The following is a 15,244-nucleotide window of genomic DNA, read 5'->3' on the forward strand; positions in this document are numbered from 1 at the left end:
TGTAAAAATCGGCACGCCCTAACTTAAATCCAGCCCCATTTGCCAGAACGCGGATTCCATTCGGGTCGCCGTGGTGAAAATTTGCTGAATAACGCGCAGCTGTTCCGCCGTTAACGGTCGGCATAGCGCATCCAACATGCGCGTAAAGTCTTGCGCTGCTTGCTGAAAATCCTCGCCGGCGTAAGTGTCGATCCACGCCTGATAAGGGTTATTTTCCGTTTTTACGCCCGCCAGCCGTTTCCCAATCGCCGCATAGCCCAACATACAAGGCGCCAGCGCAGTGTAAAGTTCTGCCAGACCACCTTTAATGCCGCAATCCAATACATAGCGCGTATATGCTACACAGGCGGGCGACTCCGCTTCGTTCATCAGCGCCTGCGGAGAAATGCCCCACTGACGGCAGAATTCAATATGCAGCTGAATCTCTTTCAGCAGCAGATCATTGGCTTGATGGGCATACTGGATCTGCGTGAAATTCTCCGCTTTAAAAATCCCGAGCGATAACGCGCGACTGTAATGAAACAGATATAAATAATCCTGTTTCAGATAATGCTGAAAACAGGATTTCGGTAATGTGCCGTCCGCTAAACGGTTAACGAACGGATGTTGAATATAGGCTTCCCAATCGGTATGTGCTGTTCGGATCAGCTGTTGTACGATAGACATTGATTCGCTCCCATAAAAATTGATCAAACGAAACTGTCGGAGAAGACCACGCGCGAAACACATCACGTTATCAATCAAACCGCTGATAACCAAATTAGTTTCCTACGTCAGTGCTAACTGCTTCAGGTTCACGGGTATGATCTCAGCGCGATAATTGGCGCACCCCGACTAATTTCAGTGATTGAGTTTAGCGTAAAAAAAATAATTTGCCACCGAAAATTATTCTTTTACTTTTTCAACATAGCGGATTTCGATTTCAGTTTTCTTCCAAGATTTATCCACTTCGCCGAATAATTTCACTGCATCGCTTGGCGTAATTTCCTGACCGTGCCATGCGCGGCGATCGATTTCGACTTCAATCTCACCGCTGGCATCACGGAACAGGAAATCTTGCTTACCGACCTGCTCGACAATGTTGCCTTGTAAGACAATAAATTGATCGTCTTTCCACGTACTGGCATCCGCCACTTTCATCGGCGGCAGGTTAAATTCCGGGCGATGCGGTCGACTGGCTTTTTCTGCCGCAGGCTTGCTCGGATCGTTAAATCCGCCGCGCATCTCGTCTCTGTCGTTCCAATCGCCGCGCGGTCTTTTATCCCCGTGATATCTGCCGCCCTGATAATCGCAACGGTCTTTATTTTTTTGCACCGGTTGTGTTATTTGGGTGCTGCTTTTTTCTTGCGATACGCTAATCTGTCCGTTCTGTGCCGCAGCGAACAGACTAACGGTTGATAATGTTAAAATTGTTGCTAAACTAAGCTTTTTCATAATAGGTCTCCCAAATAATGTCATTAATAACAAGACGTTTTTGTCTTGTTGAGGCTTATTAAAACAATTAAATATTAAGAAAAACTTAAGACTAAAAATTTTTTAACCAAGGAAAATTTATGCAGTGTAATCATTCGCTGTCGCCTGACACCTCGACCACCTCACAGACAATCCGTAATACCGCCAATTCGCTACATCGCGCATTCCATCCAGACATCGAACAATCACTGTTAGCGATCGTACAACGGGAAGTCGTGCCGGCACTTGGCTGTACCGAACCCATTTCGCTGGCGTTGGCGGCGGCTACTGCGCGCAAATACTTAGGTGCTTCGCCGCAAAAAATTGAGGCAAAAGTCTCACCGAATTTAATGAAAAATGGCATGGGCGTTACGGTTCCTGGAACCGGCACGCTGGGGCTGAAAATGGCGGCGGCAATCGGCGCAGTGGGCGGCGATCCCGACGCCGGTTTGGAAGTCTTAAAGCATATCAATGCCGAGCAGGTCGCTTGTGCCAAGACAATGCTGGAGAACAAACAGGTGAATGTGGCAGTGTTGCAAACCGAGTATATTTTATATTCCGAGGCAACCTTATTTCACGGGCAAGACTGGGTTTGCGTGCGGATCGCGGCGCATCACGCCAATATTATTTATATCGAAAAAAACGGTGAAATCCTGTTCGCTAAACCCTGTGCTGTTGAAAACGAAAATTCTCAGGAAATTTTCACCGCACTTTGCGCCAAGGATATTTTTGATTTTGCTATGCACGTCAATGAAGAGCGCATCGCCTTTATCGCCGAAGCAGCAGAACTGAACGAAGCGCTGTCGCAGGAAGGGTTGCGACAAGACTACGGTTTGCATATCGGGCGGACGTTACAAAAACAAATCCGCAACGGGCTGCTCAGCGATGATTTAATGAATCGAATCGTCATCGCAACCACCGCCGCATCTGATGCCAGAATGGGTGGCGCCAATTTACCGGCAATGAGCAACTCCGGTTCGGGCAATCAAGGCATTACCGCCACCATGCCGGTCGTGGTTGTGGCGCGCCACCTCAATGCTGACCGTCAGCGCCTAATTCGTGCGCTGTTTCTCTCGCATTTAATGGCAATTTATATTCACAGCAAATTACCGAAATTGTCCGCCTTATGTGCGGCGACCACAGCGGCAATGGGCAGTTGTGCGGGAATCGCTTGGCTGTTAAGCGGTAAATTCGACACCGTCAGCATGGCAATCAGCAGCATGATCGGCGATATCAGCGGGATCATTTGCGACGGTGCGGCGAACGGCTGCGCCATGAAAGTCTCCACCAGTGTAACATCCGGCTATAAAGCCGTGTTAATGGCGTTGGATAATATCAGAGTCACCGGCGATGAAGGCATTGTCGAACACAGCATTGACCGTTCAATCAACAATCTGTGCGACATCGCCTCGCGCAGCATGCAATATACCGATCGGCAAGTTATCGAAATTATGGTCAACAAGCCGGCTGCCTGAAAACCGTACACCGAATAAATTTAAGGCAAAAAATAAGCGGCGATATTGATCGCCGCCATATATAAACACCAAGATGAAAAGTTAAGCGTAAACCGGTAGCCGTTTACAAATTTCCAGCACTTTGGCTTTAGTGGAAAGCAGCACTTCTTCGTGATTATCTTTGCCGATACTGTCAAGCACATCGCACATCCAGCCTGCCAGCGCTTTGACATCGTCTTCTTTAAAGCCGCGGCGAGTTACCGACGGTGTGCCGACACGGATACCGGAAGTGATAAACGGTTTTTGCGGATCATTCGGTACGGAATTTTTATTTACCGTAATATTTGCTGCACCCAGTGCCGCATCCGCCGCTTTACCGGTAATGCCCTGTTTGATAAAGCTGACCAAGAACAAGTGATTCTGGGTACCGTTAGATACCACATCAAAACCGCGCTGTTTGAACACCTCAACCATCGCCTGCGCATTTTTCACAACCTGCGCCTGATATGCCTTAAACTCCGGCTCCAAGGCCTCTTTAAAACACACCGCTTTAGCCGCAATCACATGCATTAACGGTCCGCCCTGACCGGCAGGGAACACCGCACTTTGCAGTTTTTTATACATATCCTGATCGCCGCTGGCGGAAAGAATCAAACCGCCACGTGGACCGGCTAAGGTTTTATGCGTCGTGGTCGTTACCACATGGGCGTGAGGAACCGGGCTAGGATACACGCCAGCGGCAATCAGCCCCGCCACATGCGCCATATCCACGAACAAATAAGCGCCCACTTCATCTGCGATTTCACGCATTTTTGCCCAATCAACCACCTGCGAATAAGCGGAAAAGCCGCCGACGATCATCTTCGGTTTCACTTCCTGCGCCTGTTTACGCAAAGCGTCATAATCAATCAGCCCTTCTGCGGTAATGCCGTATTGTTCCGCATGATAAATCTTGCCGGAAAAACTGACCGACGCTCCGTGGGTTAAATGACCGCCATGCGCCAAACTCATGCCAAGAATGGTATCACCCGGATTCAACAGTGCCATATACACCGCAGCATTAGCCTGCGAACCGGAATGCGGCTGCACATTAACATAATCCGCCCCAAATAATTCTTTCGCGCGGTCAATGGCTAACTGCTCGACGATATCCACATATTCACAACCGCCATAATAGCGTTTACCCGGATAACCTTCTGCATATTTGTTGGTTAACTGCGAACCTTGCGCTTGCATCACACGCGGGCTGGCATAGTTTTCGGAAGCAATCAGTTCGATATGTTCTTCCTGACGGCGATCTTCATCTTGAATGGCTTCCCACAATACGGGATCATAATCGGCAATATTCATACTTCTTTTTAACATGGGGTTTTCCTCATTGTTGGTGATTGTAAAAAGGTATTTTACGTGTTTTCGGATAAAAGTTTTATTGGTAAATTTTCAATATGTAAATGAAAATTTTTCATTCCAAAACATTCGCAAAATGAACCGCACTTTTACTAACTGAAAAAGTGCGGTCAGTTTTTATTTATTTTTTTCTCTCGCCACGGCACGATAGCCGATATCACGCCGATAAAATCTGCCTTGCCATTGAATTCGTTCCGCTAATTTCAAGGCTTTCTGTTGTGCCTCAAAAACGCTATTGCCTAATGCGGTGGCACAAAGCACTCGTCCGCCGTTGGTGAGTAATTTATTGTCTTTGGCTTCCACACCAGCCAAGAACACTTTCTCATCAGCGTGATTTTCCGTTGGAATACCTGAAATTTCATCACCTTTGCGGTAATCGCCCGGATAGCCTTCTGCGGCAAGCACAATGCCAAGTGCCGCTTCTTTACGCCACTGGGATTTTACTTGAGCAAGCTCGCCTTGACAGGCTTTTAAGCAAAGCTCCACAAGATCAGATTGCATCCGCATCATAATCGGCTGGGTTTCAGGATCGCCGAAACGACAGTTAAATTCGATCACTTTCGGCTGAGCGTTTTTGTCGATCATAAGCCCGGCATATAAAAACCCTTTGTACGGATTATTTTCCGCCGCCATGCCGCGCACGGTCGGGTAAATAATTTGTTCCATCACACGCTGATGAATGTCATCGGTCACCACCGGCGCCGGAGAATAAGCGCCCATACCGCCGGTGTTCAGCCCTTTATCGCCCTCGCCGACGCGTTTATGGTCTTGCGAAGTTGCCATCGGCTCAACGTTTTTGCCGTCCACCATCACAATAAAACTGGCTTCTTCGCCGTCCAAAAATTCTTCAATAACAACACGGCTACCTGCATTACCAAAGGCGTTGCCTGACAGCATATCTTGCACCGCATCTTCTGCTTCTTGTAGCGTCATCGCCACAATCACGCCTTTGCCCGCCGCCAAGCCGTCGGCTTTCACTACAATCGGCGCGCCTTTTTCACGCAAATAGGAAAGGGCCGGTTCAACTTCGGTAAAGTTTTGATATTCCGCCGTCGGAATTTTATGGCGCGCCAAGAAGTCTTTGGTAAAGGCTTTTGAGCCTTCCAACTGTGCCGCCGCCTGACGCGGACCGAAAATGGTTAAACCTGCTTGCTCAAAAGCATCCACCACGCCCACCACCAATGGCGCTTCCGGACCGACAATCGTTAATCCCACCGCATTATCCTGCGCAAATTTCACTAACGCTGGTACATCCGTCGCGGAAATCGCAACATTTTCCACCGCACTTTCGCGCGCCGTTCCCGCATTGCCCGGCGCCACAAACACTTTATCAGCCAACGGCGACTGTGCCGCTTTCCAAGCCAGCGCATGCTCGCGCCCGCCGTTTCCGATAATTAAAATATTCATAATCACATTCCTTGAATAGCAAGTTTTCACTTGCAAAAATAATGAAAATTTCTACCGCACTTTTCTAAATTAATGGCGGAAATGTCTCATTTTGGTCAGCACCATCACCATATTATGCTCGTCGGCGGCGTCAATCACTTCCTGATCACGCATCGAACCGCCCGGATGGATCACACATTCAATGCCCACTTTTGCCGCCGCGTCAATACCGTCGCGAAATGGGAAAAAGGCGTCGGACGCCATCACACAACCTTTCACTGCTAAGCCTTCGTCTTGCGCTTTAATGCCTGCGATTTTCGCTGAATAAACGCGACTCATTTGCCCGGCACCAATGCCGATAGTTTGGTTGTTTTTGGCATAAACAATGGCATTGGATTTGACGAATTTCGCCACTTTCCAGCAGAATAATAGATCGTTTAATTCTTGCTCGGTCGGTTTACGTTTGCTGACCACTTCAAGATCCGCCATATCCACCATACCTAAATCGCTTTCTTGTACTAACAATCCGCCGTTAACCCGTTTAAAATCAAAACGTTGTTCTGCTTTGCTCCATTCGCCACATGCCAACACGCGTACATTTTTCTTTTTCGCGGTAATTTCTAATGTGTGTTTGGAGACGCTCGGTGCGATAATCACTTCTACAAATTGGCGTTCGACAATGGCTTGTGCAGTTTTGCCGTCCAATTCGCGGTTAAAGGCAATAATGCCGCCGAAGGCCGAAGTCGGGTCGGTTTGATAAGCGCGGTTGTAGGCTTCTAAAATATCTGCGCCTAATGCGACGCCACAAGGATTGGCATGTTTGACGATCACACAAGCGGGCTCAGCAAAGGATTTCACACATTCCAACGCCGCGTCCGTATCGGCAATGTTGTTGTAAGACAGAGCTTTGCCTTGTAATTGTTGTGCGGTAGAAACGCTGGCTTCTTTGATTTCATTTTCTACATAAAATGCCGCTTTTTGGTGTCCATTTTCACCATAACGCATAGTTTGTTTACGCACAAAATTCAAGTTTAAAGTGCGTGGAAATTGACCGCACTTAGCCTCGGCATCTTCTTCCTCTGCGACAAAATAAGGTTTGACTAATTGACCGAAATAGTTGGCGATCATGGCATCATATTGCGCGGTATGTTCAAAGGCTTTAATCGCAAGATCAAAACGGGTTTCAAGAGTAAGAGCATTTTGATGTTGATCCATTTCGGCAAGAATGGCGTCAAAATCATTGTTATTCACTACAATCGCCACATCTTTATGGTTTTTCGCGGCGGAACGCACCATAGTCGGACCGCCAATATCAATATTTTCTACTGCATCTTGTAAAGTGCAATTGGGTTTTGCTACCGTTGCCGCGAACGGATACAGATTCACCACCACCATATCAATAGGCTCAATGTGATGCTCAGTCATAACATCGTCATCAATGCCGCGGCGTCCTAAAATACCGCCGTGTACTTTCGGATGTAAGGTTTTCACCCGCCCGTCCATCATTTCCGGAAAACCAGTGTAATCCGATACTTCCGTGACAGGCAAGCCGTTGTCTGCCAAAAGTTTTGCCGTGCCGCCGGTGGAAAGCAGCTTAACGCCGCGCTGCACAAGACCTTGCGCAAAACCGACAATTCCTGTTTTATCCGAAACGCTTAATAGTGCCTGACGAATGGGACGATGTGATTGCATTGAAAAGTTTCCTTTTTAATTGATAAATAACCAGAAATAAAAAACCGGGGCATTATAACGCAAACGGTTGCCTTTATGTAGAGACAATTCACAATTTCACAACAAAAAACCCGCATCACATAATGCGGGTTTGTTCGACAGGGATCTGAAACGGGTTATTGTTTCGCGCGTTTGTTATCCAGCGCAAAAGCGCCGGCGCCGGCAAAGACAAAATATAAAAAAACCAATGAATATAATGCCGCCAGTTCGCCTTGATTGACAATCGGCAGCAACAGGTTATCCGCCGAGGCGTGAATCAGAAAATAGGCATACGCCATTTGACCGGATAACACAAATGCCGCCGGGCGAGTAAACAAGCCTAAAACCAGCAGTAATCCGCCGACAATTTCGATAATCCCGCCGATACCATATAGGGAAAGCAACGGCACGCCGCCGTTTCCGCCGGTCATTGAAACCGGGAATTCAAATAATTTTGCCGTGCCGTGCAGTAAAAACATATAACCAGCGATAATGCGTAATAACGCCAGAAAATATGGACTGTATTTGTTGAGTGCATTCATAAAGTGTTCCTTTGCTAACTAACTAAAAAATACCTGTGATTGCTCAACAGGTCCGAGGACTGGCATCATAACGAAATCCGCATTGCACCACAACCGCTACGTTGAGAAAAGCACTTTTTCATTTTAGTTAAAAATAAAAGTTATTGCGTTATATTTTTAATTAAATGATTAAAAAAAGGTTCCGCCGGCATAAATCCAGTAATCCGCGAATTGGCAATTTCTTCGCCTTGTGCGTTAAAGAAAATGATCGTAGGCAAACCGATAACCTTCAGTTTTTCTGTTAATTCCGTATTTTGCCGGCTGTTTTCGGTCATATCCACCTGTAACAGCAGTACCTGTTCAAATGCCGTTTGCACCTTCGGATCCCTGAAAGTATATTTTTCAAATTCTTTGCAGGCGACACACCAATCGGCGTATAAATCCAGCATGGCGATAGCTTTCGGGTTATCGCGCAAAACCTGCTGCAATTCGGCATAACTGTTAATTTGTTGAAAGTTTGTAGTCTGAGAAATTGCGGAATTTTGCACCGCACTTTTCTGCGCGTGCGGTGCTACGCCCCACGCCCAATCCTGCAACGGTTTAACCGAAATCAATGCGCTAATGAAAAACAAAATGCGCAATAGCCAACCGATACCGCTTCCTTTCATCTGCATCGCCAGCCATAGGGAAAATGACACGCCCCAAAGCGCCCACACCCGGGTTTCCCAGATTTCCGGCAACAGACGGGAAAGCAGAAAAATCGGCAACGCCAGCATCACAAAACCGAATCCCTGTTTGACTTTTTCCATCCATTCGCCGGATTTCGGCAAAATGCGATTGCCGAACAGCGTAATCAACACCAACGGCAAACCCATGCCCAATGCCAGTAAATACAGGGTTAACGCACCGGTCAGCAAATCACCGCTTTGCGCCACATACAGCAAGGCGCCCGACAACGGCGCGGAGGTACAGGGCGAGGCAACTAATCCTGCAATCATCCCCATCACAAACACGCCTCCGAACGCACCGCCCTTTTGCCGCTGGCTGAGCAAGGTTAGACGGGTTTGCCATGCACTTGGCAGTTGCAATGTGAACAGCCCAAACATCGACAGTGATAACAAGCCAAACACAATGGATAAACCAATCAGTACATAAGGGCTTTGCAGCGCAATCTGAAACGGCAGTCCAATTGCCGCCACCGCTAAACCGAGTAAGGTATAAGTGAGCGCCATTCCCTGCACGTAGGTCATACTTAACGCTAACGCGCGCGCCGTATTCGGGCGTTGCCCGCCGCCAATCACAATCGCAGATAGCAGTGGCAGCATCGGTAACACACAAGGCGTGAACGCCAGTCCGATACCGAGTAAAAAGAATCCGAACACCGCATAACGGCTGTTAAACAAGGTCTCCGCCAGCCGATCCTGTTCTGTCAACTCGCCTGCAACTGCGCTACGTTTCGGCGCTGAATGCGCAGACTGCGCACTTGTCGCAACATCACTGGTCACTGCGCCTAACGAAATTTCCCGCGTTTCCGGCGGATAACAAAAACCGGCAGTACAACCCTGATAGGTCACGCGCAGCATACTGTTGGCATGCGCTTGAGTTAACGGCACTTGCAAGGTTAAGGCGTGGCGATAAACGTCCGTATCGCCGAAAAATTCATCATGATGATTTTCTGCCGGCGGATAATCAAGATGCTCGATTTTGCCCTGCGAATCCTCGATCAGCAGTTCTTTTTTATACAGATAGTAACCCTCTGCAATTTCCCATTGCAGCAACAGACGGTTCGCTTGTTGTTCAGAAACCAACCGAAACGCGTCATCCGCTTTTAAAAACGCCGATTTGCCGCCGAACAAGCCTGCTTGTACCGACAGTGCGGTGAAAATCAGAGCGATAATAAGCACATACTTTTTCATAGCTAAACATTATCATTATCAACAAAACTATTCCGACCGGATTTTAACACAATCACCGGCAAGACAGAAAAAAATCATCAGCGGCAAAAACCAAGCTAATTTATTTTAAAAAAATAAGTTTGATAATTGTTTTTATTTGGTGTAGTATGCGTCACAGAATTATTTTTCGTCACAAAATAAGAGGCATTTTAAACCATGAAAAAAGGCATTCATCCGGAAAACTACCGCACGGTATTATTCTATGACAGCAATGCGAAACAGGGATTTTTAATTCGTTCCTGCGCACGCACCAGCAACACGATGAAATGGGAAGACGGTAAAGAATATCCGGTGTTTATGTGCGATACTTCCTCGGCTTCTCACCCGTTTTATACCGGTAAGACCAGACAAATCGCCAATGAAGGTCGCGCCAGCGAATTCGCCAATCGTTACGCCCGTTTCGGTACGTTAAAAGCAAAATAAGGAGCGCTCTGCATGCAGGTATTGTCATCTTTAAAAAGCGCCAAAAGTCGCCATCCGGGCTGTAAGATCGTGCGCCGTCACGGTGTGGTGTATGTTATTTGCAAAGAAAATCCTCGTTTTAAAGCTCGCCAAGGCGGCAAGAAAAAAAGATAGTTTTTTATTTTTTTGGTATCACTCCTCAACATTTCTCCCTTCGTTTACGGAGGGAGTTTTTTTGCTTTAAAAATCAATATCCATGATATAGATCATAAAATTACAGGTTAATTAAATAAATTCAATATTTCCCGCTTGTTACAATAATGTTGCAATTATACAATTACGAACTTAAAATACCTGAGGTTAATCATCCGTTTAAACCGATTAAACGGACACCGAATGTTCGCGAGTAAGGAATACGATAATGGTGACTCCACAAATTTTAATTGTTGAAGACGAAGCAATTACCAGAAATACGTTAAAAAGCATCTTTGAAGCGGAAGGATACGACGTATTCGAAGCCTGCGACGGCACGCAAATGCACAAAATCCTTTCCACACAGGAAATCAATCTTGTCATTATGGACATCAATTTGCCGGGCAAAAACGGTTTGATGCTCGCCCGCGAATTGCGTGAAAACACCGATACCGCCCTGATGTTTTTAACCGGCAGAGACAATGAAGTAGATAAAATTTTAGGTTTGGAAATCGGCGCCGACGATTATATTACGAAGCCGTTCAACCCGCGTGAGCTGACTATTCGCGCCAGAAATTTATTGCAGCGTACCATGCAGGAAAACCACAAAACCGCAAATCAGCATATTGAACAATACCGTTTTAACGGCTGGACGCTGGATCTGAACAGTCGTTCACTGATTAATCCAGAAGGCGAAGACTATAAACTACCACGCAGCGAATTCCGCGCAATGCTGCATTTCTGTGAACATCCCGGCAAAATTCAGACCCGTGAAGAATTATTAAGAAAAATGACTGGTCGCGAGCTTAAACCGCAAGACAGAACCGTCGATGTGACTATCCGCCGCATCCGCAAACATTTTGAAGATCATCCCGATACGCCGGAAATCATCGCCACGATCCACGGTGAAGGTTATCGGTTCTGTGGCGATATCGAAGACTGAGAATAAACTTGAATAAAGCGAATTGAAACTCAAAAGTGCGGTGAAATTTCACCGCACTTTTCGTCTGTTTTCCGTTTATGCCCTTTACACTGTGGCACAATTAATCGTCGTCATCCTCGTCATCGTCCGGCGTAACCGCATCAATCACCGCGCCGGTGGTTTTGACCGCCACCTTGCCGGCGGTGGCGACCGTACCGACCGCCAATCCGACCGCCGAAGTAACGATACATCCGTTTAACAGCGCACAACCAAGCGCGATACACAACAATCGGGTAAACAATGTCATTTTGTTCCTCAAAAATCAGTCATTCAATCACAAACCGTCAGCAGACGGGAAAATCCCCAAACTATCCCAAATGGCATCGATTCTTTCCACCACCTGCGGATCTTTTTTAATCGGCGTGCCCCACTCGCGCTGGGTTTCGCCCGGCCATTTATTAGTGGCGTCAATGCCCATTTTCGATCCTAATCCTGCCACCGGCGAGGCGAAATCCAAATAATCGATCGGAGTGTGCTCAACAATCGTACAATCACGCGCCGGATCGCTGCGGGTGGTAATCGCCCAGATCACATCTTTCCAATCGCGCGCATTAATGTCGTCGTCGCACACAATCACAAACTTGGTATACATAAACTGGCGTAAAAACGACCACACGCCCATCATCACCCGCTTGGCATGACCGGCATATTGCTTTTTAATCGTCACCACCGCAAGACGATAAGAACAGCCTTCCGGCGGCAGATAGAAATCGACGATTTCCGGAAATTGCTTTTGTAAAATCGGGATAAACACCTCGTTCAGCGCCTCCCCCAACACCGCCGGTTCATCGGGCGGACGCCCGGTATAAGTGGAATGATAAATGGGATCCTTGCGCATGGTAATATGAGTGACGGTAAACACCGGGAAATATTCCTGCTCATTATAATAGCCGGTATGATCGCCATACGGACCTTCAAGTGCGGTTTCATTCGGATCAATATAACCTTCAATCACAATTTCCGCTCCGGCAGGCACTTCCAGATCATTGCTGATGGATTTCACCACTTCGGTTTTATTGCCGCGCAGCAAACCGGCAAACGCATATTCCGACAAATTATCCGGCACCGGCGTCACCGCCCCCAAAATGGTCGCGGGATCGGCGCCCAGCGCCACAGATACCGGAAAAGGTTGGTCAGGGTAAGCCGCTTGCCAGTCCTGCAAATCCAATGCGCCGCCGCGGTGAGAAAGCCAGCGCATAATCAGTTTGTTCTTCGCGATCAACTGCTGGCGGTAAATGCCTAAATTCTGCCGCGCTTTATGCGGTCCGCGGGTGATCGTCAGCCCCCAAGTTACCAGCGGCGCCACATCGTCTTTCCAGCATTGCATAATCGGCAGCTGATATAAATCCACCTGCTCGCCGCTCAGCACTTGCTGTTGGCAATCCGCCTTGCCCAGCACTTTGGTCGGCATATTTAATACCTGCTTAAACTGCGGTAAGGTTGACCACAAATCCTTAAATCCTTTCGGCGGCTGCGGTTCTTTCAAAAACGCCAGCAGCCGCCCGACTTCGCGCAACGCGGAAACCTCTTCCCGCCCCATGCCCATGGCAACTCGTTTCGGTGTGCCGAACAAATTGCACAGCACCGGAATACGATAACCTTTCGGGTTTTCAAACAGCAGCGCAGGACCGCCGGCGCGCAAAGTGCGGTCGGAAATTTCCGTCATTTCCAGATAAGGATCGATCTCCTGCGTGATCCGTTTCAGTTCGCCGTTTGCTTCCAATAAAGCGAGAAAATCGCGTAAATTTTTATATTTCATAGGGTTATTATTATCCTGATTAATGATTTCCGCATTGTTATAAAGAATCCCCGCCAATGCAAGCCTTTTTGCTATATTTTCCAATATTCGGTAGAATGAGCGCCAATCAGATTCAGGAAATCAGCAGGCAATATGACCAAGAAAAAAGCAAAAGTCGGTTCAAATACGATCGCGCTAAACAAACGGGCACGACACGACTATTTTATTGAAGACGAAATCGAAGCCGGGCTATCTCTGCAAGGCTGGGAAGTAAAATCCATGCGCGCCGGTAAAGCCAACATCAGCGACAGCTACATCATTTTTAAAAACGGGGAAGCCTATTTATTCGGCGCCAGTATTCAGCCGTTGAGCGTTGCCTCCAGCCATGTGGTATGCGATCCGACCCGCACACGCAAATTATTATTGAACCAGCGCGAACTGGCATCTTTATTCGGCAAAGCCAATCGCGACGGTTTCACCATCGTCGCCCTAGCCTTATATTGGAAAGGCGCTTGGGCAAAAGTTAAAATCGGTCTGGCAAAAGGTAAAAAACAACACGACAAACGAGAAGACATTAAAGAGCGCGAATGGCGGCTGACCAAAGATCGAATTATGAAAAACGCAGCGCGCGGCTAGCGGCGCTGTTTGCTCAACAAAGGTGTACAAGTGCGGAAAAATAGCCATTTTTGACCGCACTTTTTTATGCCTATTTATCGTTGACCGCTTCCACCCGACTGCGCACGCTGCCTTGTTGTAGACGGATGGTAAGGCGTTCGCCGATAGTCACCTGCGCGGCATGGCTAACGGCGATGCCCTGTGCGTTATAAGCAATGGAATAACCGCGCGCCAGCACTTTCAGCGGGCTGAGTCCGTCCAATTTACCACATAATGCCGCAATCCGATGCTGTTTCTGGGCGAGATGTTTTTCCACCGCCAAATTCAACCGCACTTGTAGCTGGGCGATATCCCGATGTCGTTGCTGTAATCGATAAGGCAGCGGATTGTTATTCAACCGCTCGCAAAGTGCGGTCAGAACATGGCATTTTTTTTCTGTCAAACGCACGATTGCCGCATGCAGGCGCTGTTCGCACTGCTGCATTTCACGCCGGCGTAATTGCAGCCGGGTGTGCGGGTGCTGGTGTTGTAAACGCAGTAAAAGCTGATCCAATATCTGACGCTGTTGCCCGAACAGGCGATCGAACGCCATTTCCAATCGCTGCCGCTTGTCCTGAATGCGGCGCTGTAATTCCTGTTGATCGCGGCTCACCAATTCGGCAGCAGCGGAAGGCGTCGGCGCGCGCAAATCCGCGACAAAATCGGCAATCGTCACATCGGTTTCATGTCCGACGGCGCTGATCACTGGCAGCGCAGAATGAAAAATTGCCCGCGCCACCGCTTCTTCATTAAAGCACCATAAATCCTCCAGCGATCCGCCGCCGCGTCCGACAATCAATACATCCACTTCCTGTCGCCGATTTGCCAGTTCAATGGTGCGCACGATTTCCGCCGTCGCCTCTTTGCCTTGTACCGCAGTGGGATAAATCACCACCCGTAAGCCCGGGTCGCGGCGCTGCAAAATATGCAGAATATCCTGCAATGCGGCACCGGTGGCTGAAGTAACGATGCCGACCGCACGGCAAAAGTGCGGTAGATTTTTTTTCAGATTCTGCGCAAACAGACCTTCCGCCGCTAGTTTCATTTTCAGCGCGTCAAACTGCTGTTGTAATAAACCCTCGCCGGCCGGGTGCATGCTGTCGATGATCAGCTGATAATCACCGCGCGGTTCGTATAAACTGACATTCGCCCGTACCAGCACCTGCATGCCGTTTTGCGGACGAAACGCCACGCGCAGATTTTTCATCCGAAACATGGCGCAACGCACTTGTGCATTTTCGTCTTTTAAGGTGAGATACCAGTGACCGGATACCGGCTGGCTGAAATTGGAAATTTCGCCGGTTAGCCACACTAACCCGAGCTGCCCTTCCAACAATTGACGTACCGACTGATTCAGTTGCGAAACGGAATAAATGTTTGCTTCGTTCATT

Annotated in this window: 15 protein-coding genes and 1 riboswitch; of the genes, 5 read left to right on the forward strand and 10 right to left on the reverse strand. The window is 48.1% G+C overall.

Going from position 1 to position 15,244, the window contains the following annotated elements; translation table 11 throughout:
• Window positions 1–18: 18 nt before the first annotated feature.
• Entirely contained in the window at window positions 19–666 is a 648-nt protein-coding gene (gene tenA, locus BN3349_RS06475) for a thiaminase II (protein ID WP_040976643.1), read from the reverse strand.
• An 82-nt stretch (window positions 667–748) separates the two neighbouring features.
• A riboswitch (TPP riboswitch) is annotated at window positions 749–843 on the reverse strand.
• A gap of 42 nt (window positions 844–885) precedes the next feature.
• Window positions 886–1,434 (reverse strand): YgiW/YdeI family stress tolerance OB fold protein, encoded by a 549-nt coding sequence (locus BN3349_RS12225; RefSeq protein WP_040976541.1) that lies wholly within the window; start codon window positions 1,432–1,434, stop codon window positions 886–888.
• A 119-nt stretch (window positions 1,435–1,553) separates the two neighbouring features.
• Between BN3349_RS12225 and BN3349_RS06485 the strand changes: the two genes are divergently transcribed.
• A complete protein-coding gene (locus BN3349_RS06485) occupies window positions 1,554–2,927 on the forward strand; it encodes an L-cysteine desulfidase family protein (RefSeq protein WP_082024887.1) in 1,374 nt (457 codons plus the stop codon).
• Between the two features lie 81 nt (window positions 2,928–3,008).
• Here the strand turns inward: BN3349_RS06485 and glyA are convergent, their stop codons facing one another.
• The 5 genes from glyA to BN3349_RS06510 all read right to left on the reverse strand — a co-directional run bounded on the left by glyA (window position 3,009) and on the right by BN3349_RS06510 (window position 9,846).
• Window positions 3,009–4,271 carry a serine hydroxymethyltransferase gene (glyA, locus tag BN3349_RS06490; protein WP_040976542.1) on the reverse strand — a complete coding sequence of 421 codons (1,263 nt, stop codon included), beginning with the start codon at window positions 4,269–4,271 and terminating at the stop codon, window positions 3,009–3,011.
• 159 nt (window positions 4,272–4,430) lie between these two features.
• Window positions 4,431–5,720: a phosphoribosylamine--glycine ligase gene (gene purD, locus BN3349_RS06495; RefSeq protein WP_040976543.1), complete on the reverse strand. Its 1,290-nt coding sequence runs from the start codon at window positions 5,718–5,720 to the stop codon at window positions 4,431–4,433.
• A gap of 69 nt (window positions 5,721–5,789) precedes the next feature.
• Entirely contained in the window at window positions 5,790–7,391 is a 1,602-nt protein-coding gene (gene purH, locus BN3349_RS06500) for a bifunctional phosphoribosylaminoimidazolecarboxamide formyltransferase/IMP cyclohydrolase (protein WP_040976544.1), read from the reverse strand.
• Between the two features lie 155 nt (window positions 7,392–7,546).
• Window positions 7,547–7,951 (reverse strand): DoxX family protein, encoded by a 405-nt coding sequence (locus tag BN3349_RS06505; protein WP_040976545.1) that lies wholly within the window; start codon window positions 7,949–7,951, stop codon window positions 7,547–7,549.
• A gap of 140 nt (window positions 7,952–8,091) precedes the next feature.
• A complete protein-coding gene (locus BN3349_RS06510; protein WP_040976546.1) occupies window positions 8,092–9,846 on the reverse strand; it encodes a protein-disulfide reductase DsbD in 1,755 nt (584 codons plus the stop codon).
• 195 nt (window positions 9,847–10,041) lie between these two features.
• Between BN3349_RS06510 and BN3349_RS06515 the strand changes: the two genes are divergently transcribed.
• The 3 genes from BN3349_RS06515 to arcA all read left to right on the forward strand — a co-directional run bounded on the left by BN3349_RS06515 (window position 10,042) and on the right by arcA (window position 11,422).
• A complete protein-coding gene (locus tag BN3349_RS06515) occupies window positions 10,042–10,308 on the forward strand; it encodes a type B 50S ribosomal protein L31 (RefSeq protein WP_040976547.1) in 267 nt (88 codons plus the stop codon).
• A 12-nt stretch (window positions 10,309–10,320) separates the two neighbouring features.
• On the forward strand, window positions 10,321–10,461 hold the full coding sequence (ykgO, locus tag BN3349_RS06520) for a type B 50S ribosomal protein L36 (RefSeq protein ID WP_032109749.1): 141 nt from the start codon (window positions 10,321–10,323) through the stop codon (window positions 10,459–10,461).
• Between the two features lie 247 nt (window positions 10,462–10,708).
• On the forward strand, window positions 10,709–11,422 hold the full coding sequence (gene arcA, locus BN3349_RS06525; RefSeq protein WP_040976548.1) for a two-component system response regulator ArcA: 714 nt from the start codon (window positions 10,709–10,711) through the stop codon (window positions 11,420–11,422).
• 100 nt (window positions 11,423–11,522) lie between these two features.
• Here the strand turns inward: arcA and BN3349_RS06530 are convergent, their stop codons facing one another.
• Window positions 11,523–11,708, reverse strand: a complete 186-nt coding sequence (locus BN3349_RS06530) for an NF038104 family lipoprotein (protein WP_040976549.1) — start codon at window positions 11,706–11,708, stop codon at window positions 11,523–11,525.
• A 27-nt stretch (window positions 11,709–11,735) separates the two neighbouring features.
• Window positions 11,736–13,220 (reverse strand): 4-hydroxy-3-polyprenylbenzoate decarboxylase, encoded by a 1,485-nt coding sequence (ubiD, locus tag BN3349_RS06535; protein ID WP_040976645.1) that lies wholly within the window; start codon window positions 13,218–13,220, stop codon window positions 11,736–11,738.
• 132 nt (window positions 13,221–13,352) lie between these two features.
• Here ubiD and smpB point away from each other — a divergent pair, with 132 nt between their 5' ends.
• The gene (smpB, locus tag BN3349_RS06540) at window positions 13,353–13,835 is read left to right on the forward strand and encodes an SsrA-binding protein SmpB (protein ID WP_040976550.1); all 483 of its coding nucleotides are present in this window, start codon (window positions 13,353–13,355) and stop codon (window positions 13,833–13,835) included.
• 70 nt (window positions 13,836–13,905) lie between these two features.
• Here smpB and xseA read toward each other — a convergent pair whose 3' ends face one another.
• Complete coding sequence (gene xseA, locus BN3349_RS06545; RefSeq protein ID WP_040976551.1) at window positions 13,906–15,243, reverse strand: exodeoxyribonuclease VII large subunit; 1,338 nt, start codon at window positions 15,241–15,243, stop codon at window positions 13,906–13,908.
• Between the last annotated feature and the right edge of the window lies 1 nt (window position 15,244).

The organism is Necropsobacter massiliensis, from assembly GCF_000827595.2.
In the GTDB taxonomy this organism is placed as follows: Bacteria; Pseudomonadota; Gammaproteobacteria; order Enterobacterales; family Pasteurellaceae; genus Necropsobacter; species Necropsobacter massiliensis.

Excerpts from the sequence above, each read along its gene's own strand:
- BN3349_RS06530 (WP_040976549.1), bottom strand. The coding sequence starts at position 11,708 with ATGACATTGTTTACCCGATTGTTGTGTATCGCGCTTGGTTGTGCGCTG.
- ykgO (WP_032109749.1), top strand. The coding sequence starts at position 10,321 with ATGCAGGTATTGTCATCTTTAAAAAGCGCCAAAAGTCGCCATCCGGGC.
- purD (WP_040976543.1), bottom strand. The coding sequence starts at position 5,720 with ATGAATATTTTAATTATCGGAAACGGCGGGCGCGAGCATGCGCTGGCT.
- glyA (WP_040976542.1), bottom strand. The coding sequence starts at position 4,271 with ATGTTAAAAAGAAGTATGAATATTGCCGATTATGATCCCGTATTGTGG.
- arcA (WP_040976548.1), top strand. The coding sequence starts at position 10,709 with ATGGTGACTCCACAAATTTTAATTGTTGAAGACGAAGCAATTACCAGA.
- BN3349_RS06515 (WP_040976547.1), top strand. The coding sequence starts at position 10,042 with ATGAAAAAAGGCATTCATCCGGAAAACTACCGCACGGTATTATTCTAT.
- BN3349_RS12225 (WP_040976541.1), bottom strand. The coding sequence starts at position 1,434 with ATGAAAAAGCTTAGTTTAGCAACAATTTTAACATTATCAACCGTTAGT.
- BN3349_RS06510 (WP_040976546.1), bottom strand. The coding sequence starts at position 9,846 with ATGAAAAAGTATGTGCTTATTATCGCTCTGATTTTCACCGCACTGTCG.
- tenA (WP_040976643.1), bottom strand. The coding sequence starts at position 666 with ATGTCTATCGTACAACAGCTGATCCGAACAGCACATACCGATTGGGAA.
- BN3349_RS06505 (WP_040976545.1), bottom strand. The coding sequence starts at position 7,951 with ATGAATGCACTCAACAAATACAGTCCATATTTTCTGGCGTTATTACGC.
- BN3349_RS06485 (WP_082024887.1), top strand. The coding sequence starts at position 1,554 with ATGCAGTGTAATCATTCGCTGTCGCCTGACACCTCGACCACCTCACAG.
- smpB (WP_040976550.1), top strand. The coding sequence starts at position 13,353 with ATGACCAAGAAAAAAGCAAAAGTCGGTTCAAATACGATCGCGCTAAAC.
- xseA (WP_040976551.1), bottom strand. The coding sequence starts at position 15,243 with ATGAACGAAGCAAACATTTATTCCGTTTCGCAACTGAATCAGTCGGTA.
- purH (WP_040976544.1), bottom strand. The coding sequence starts at position 7,391 with ATGCAATCACATCGTCCCATTCGTCAGGCACTATTAAGCGTTTCGGAT.
- ubiD (WP_040976645.1), bottom strand. The coding sequence starts at position 13,220 with ATGAAATATAAAAATTTACGCGATTTTCTCGCTTTATTGGAAGCAAAC.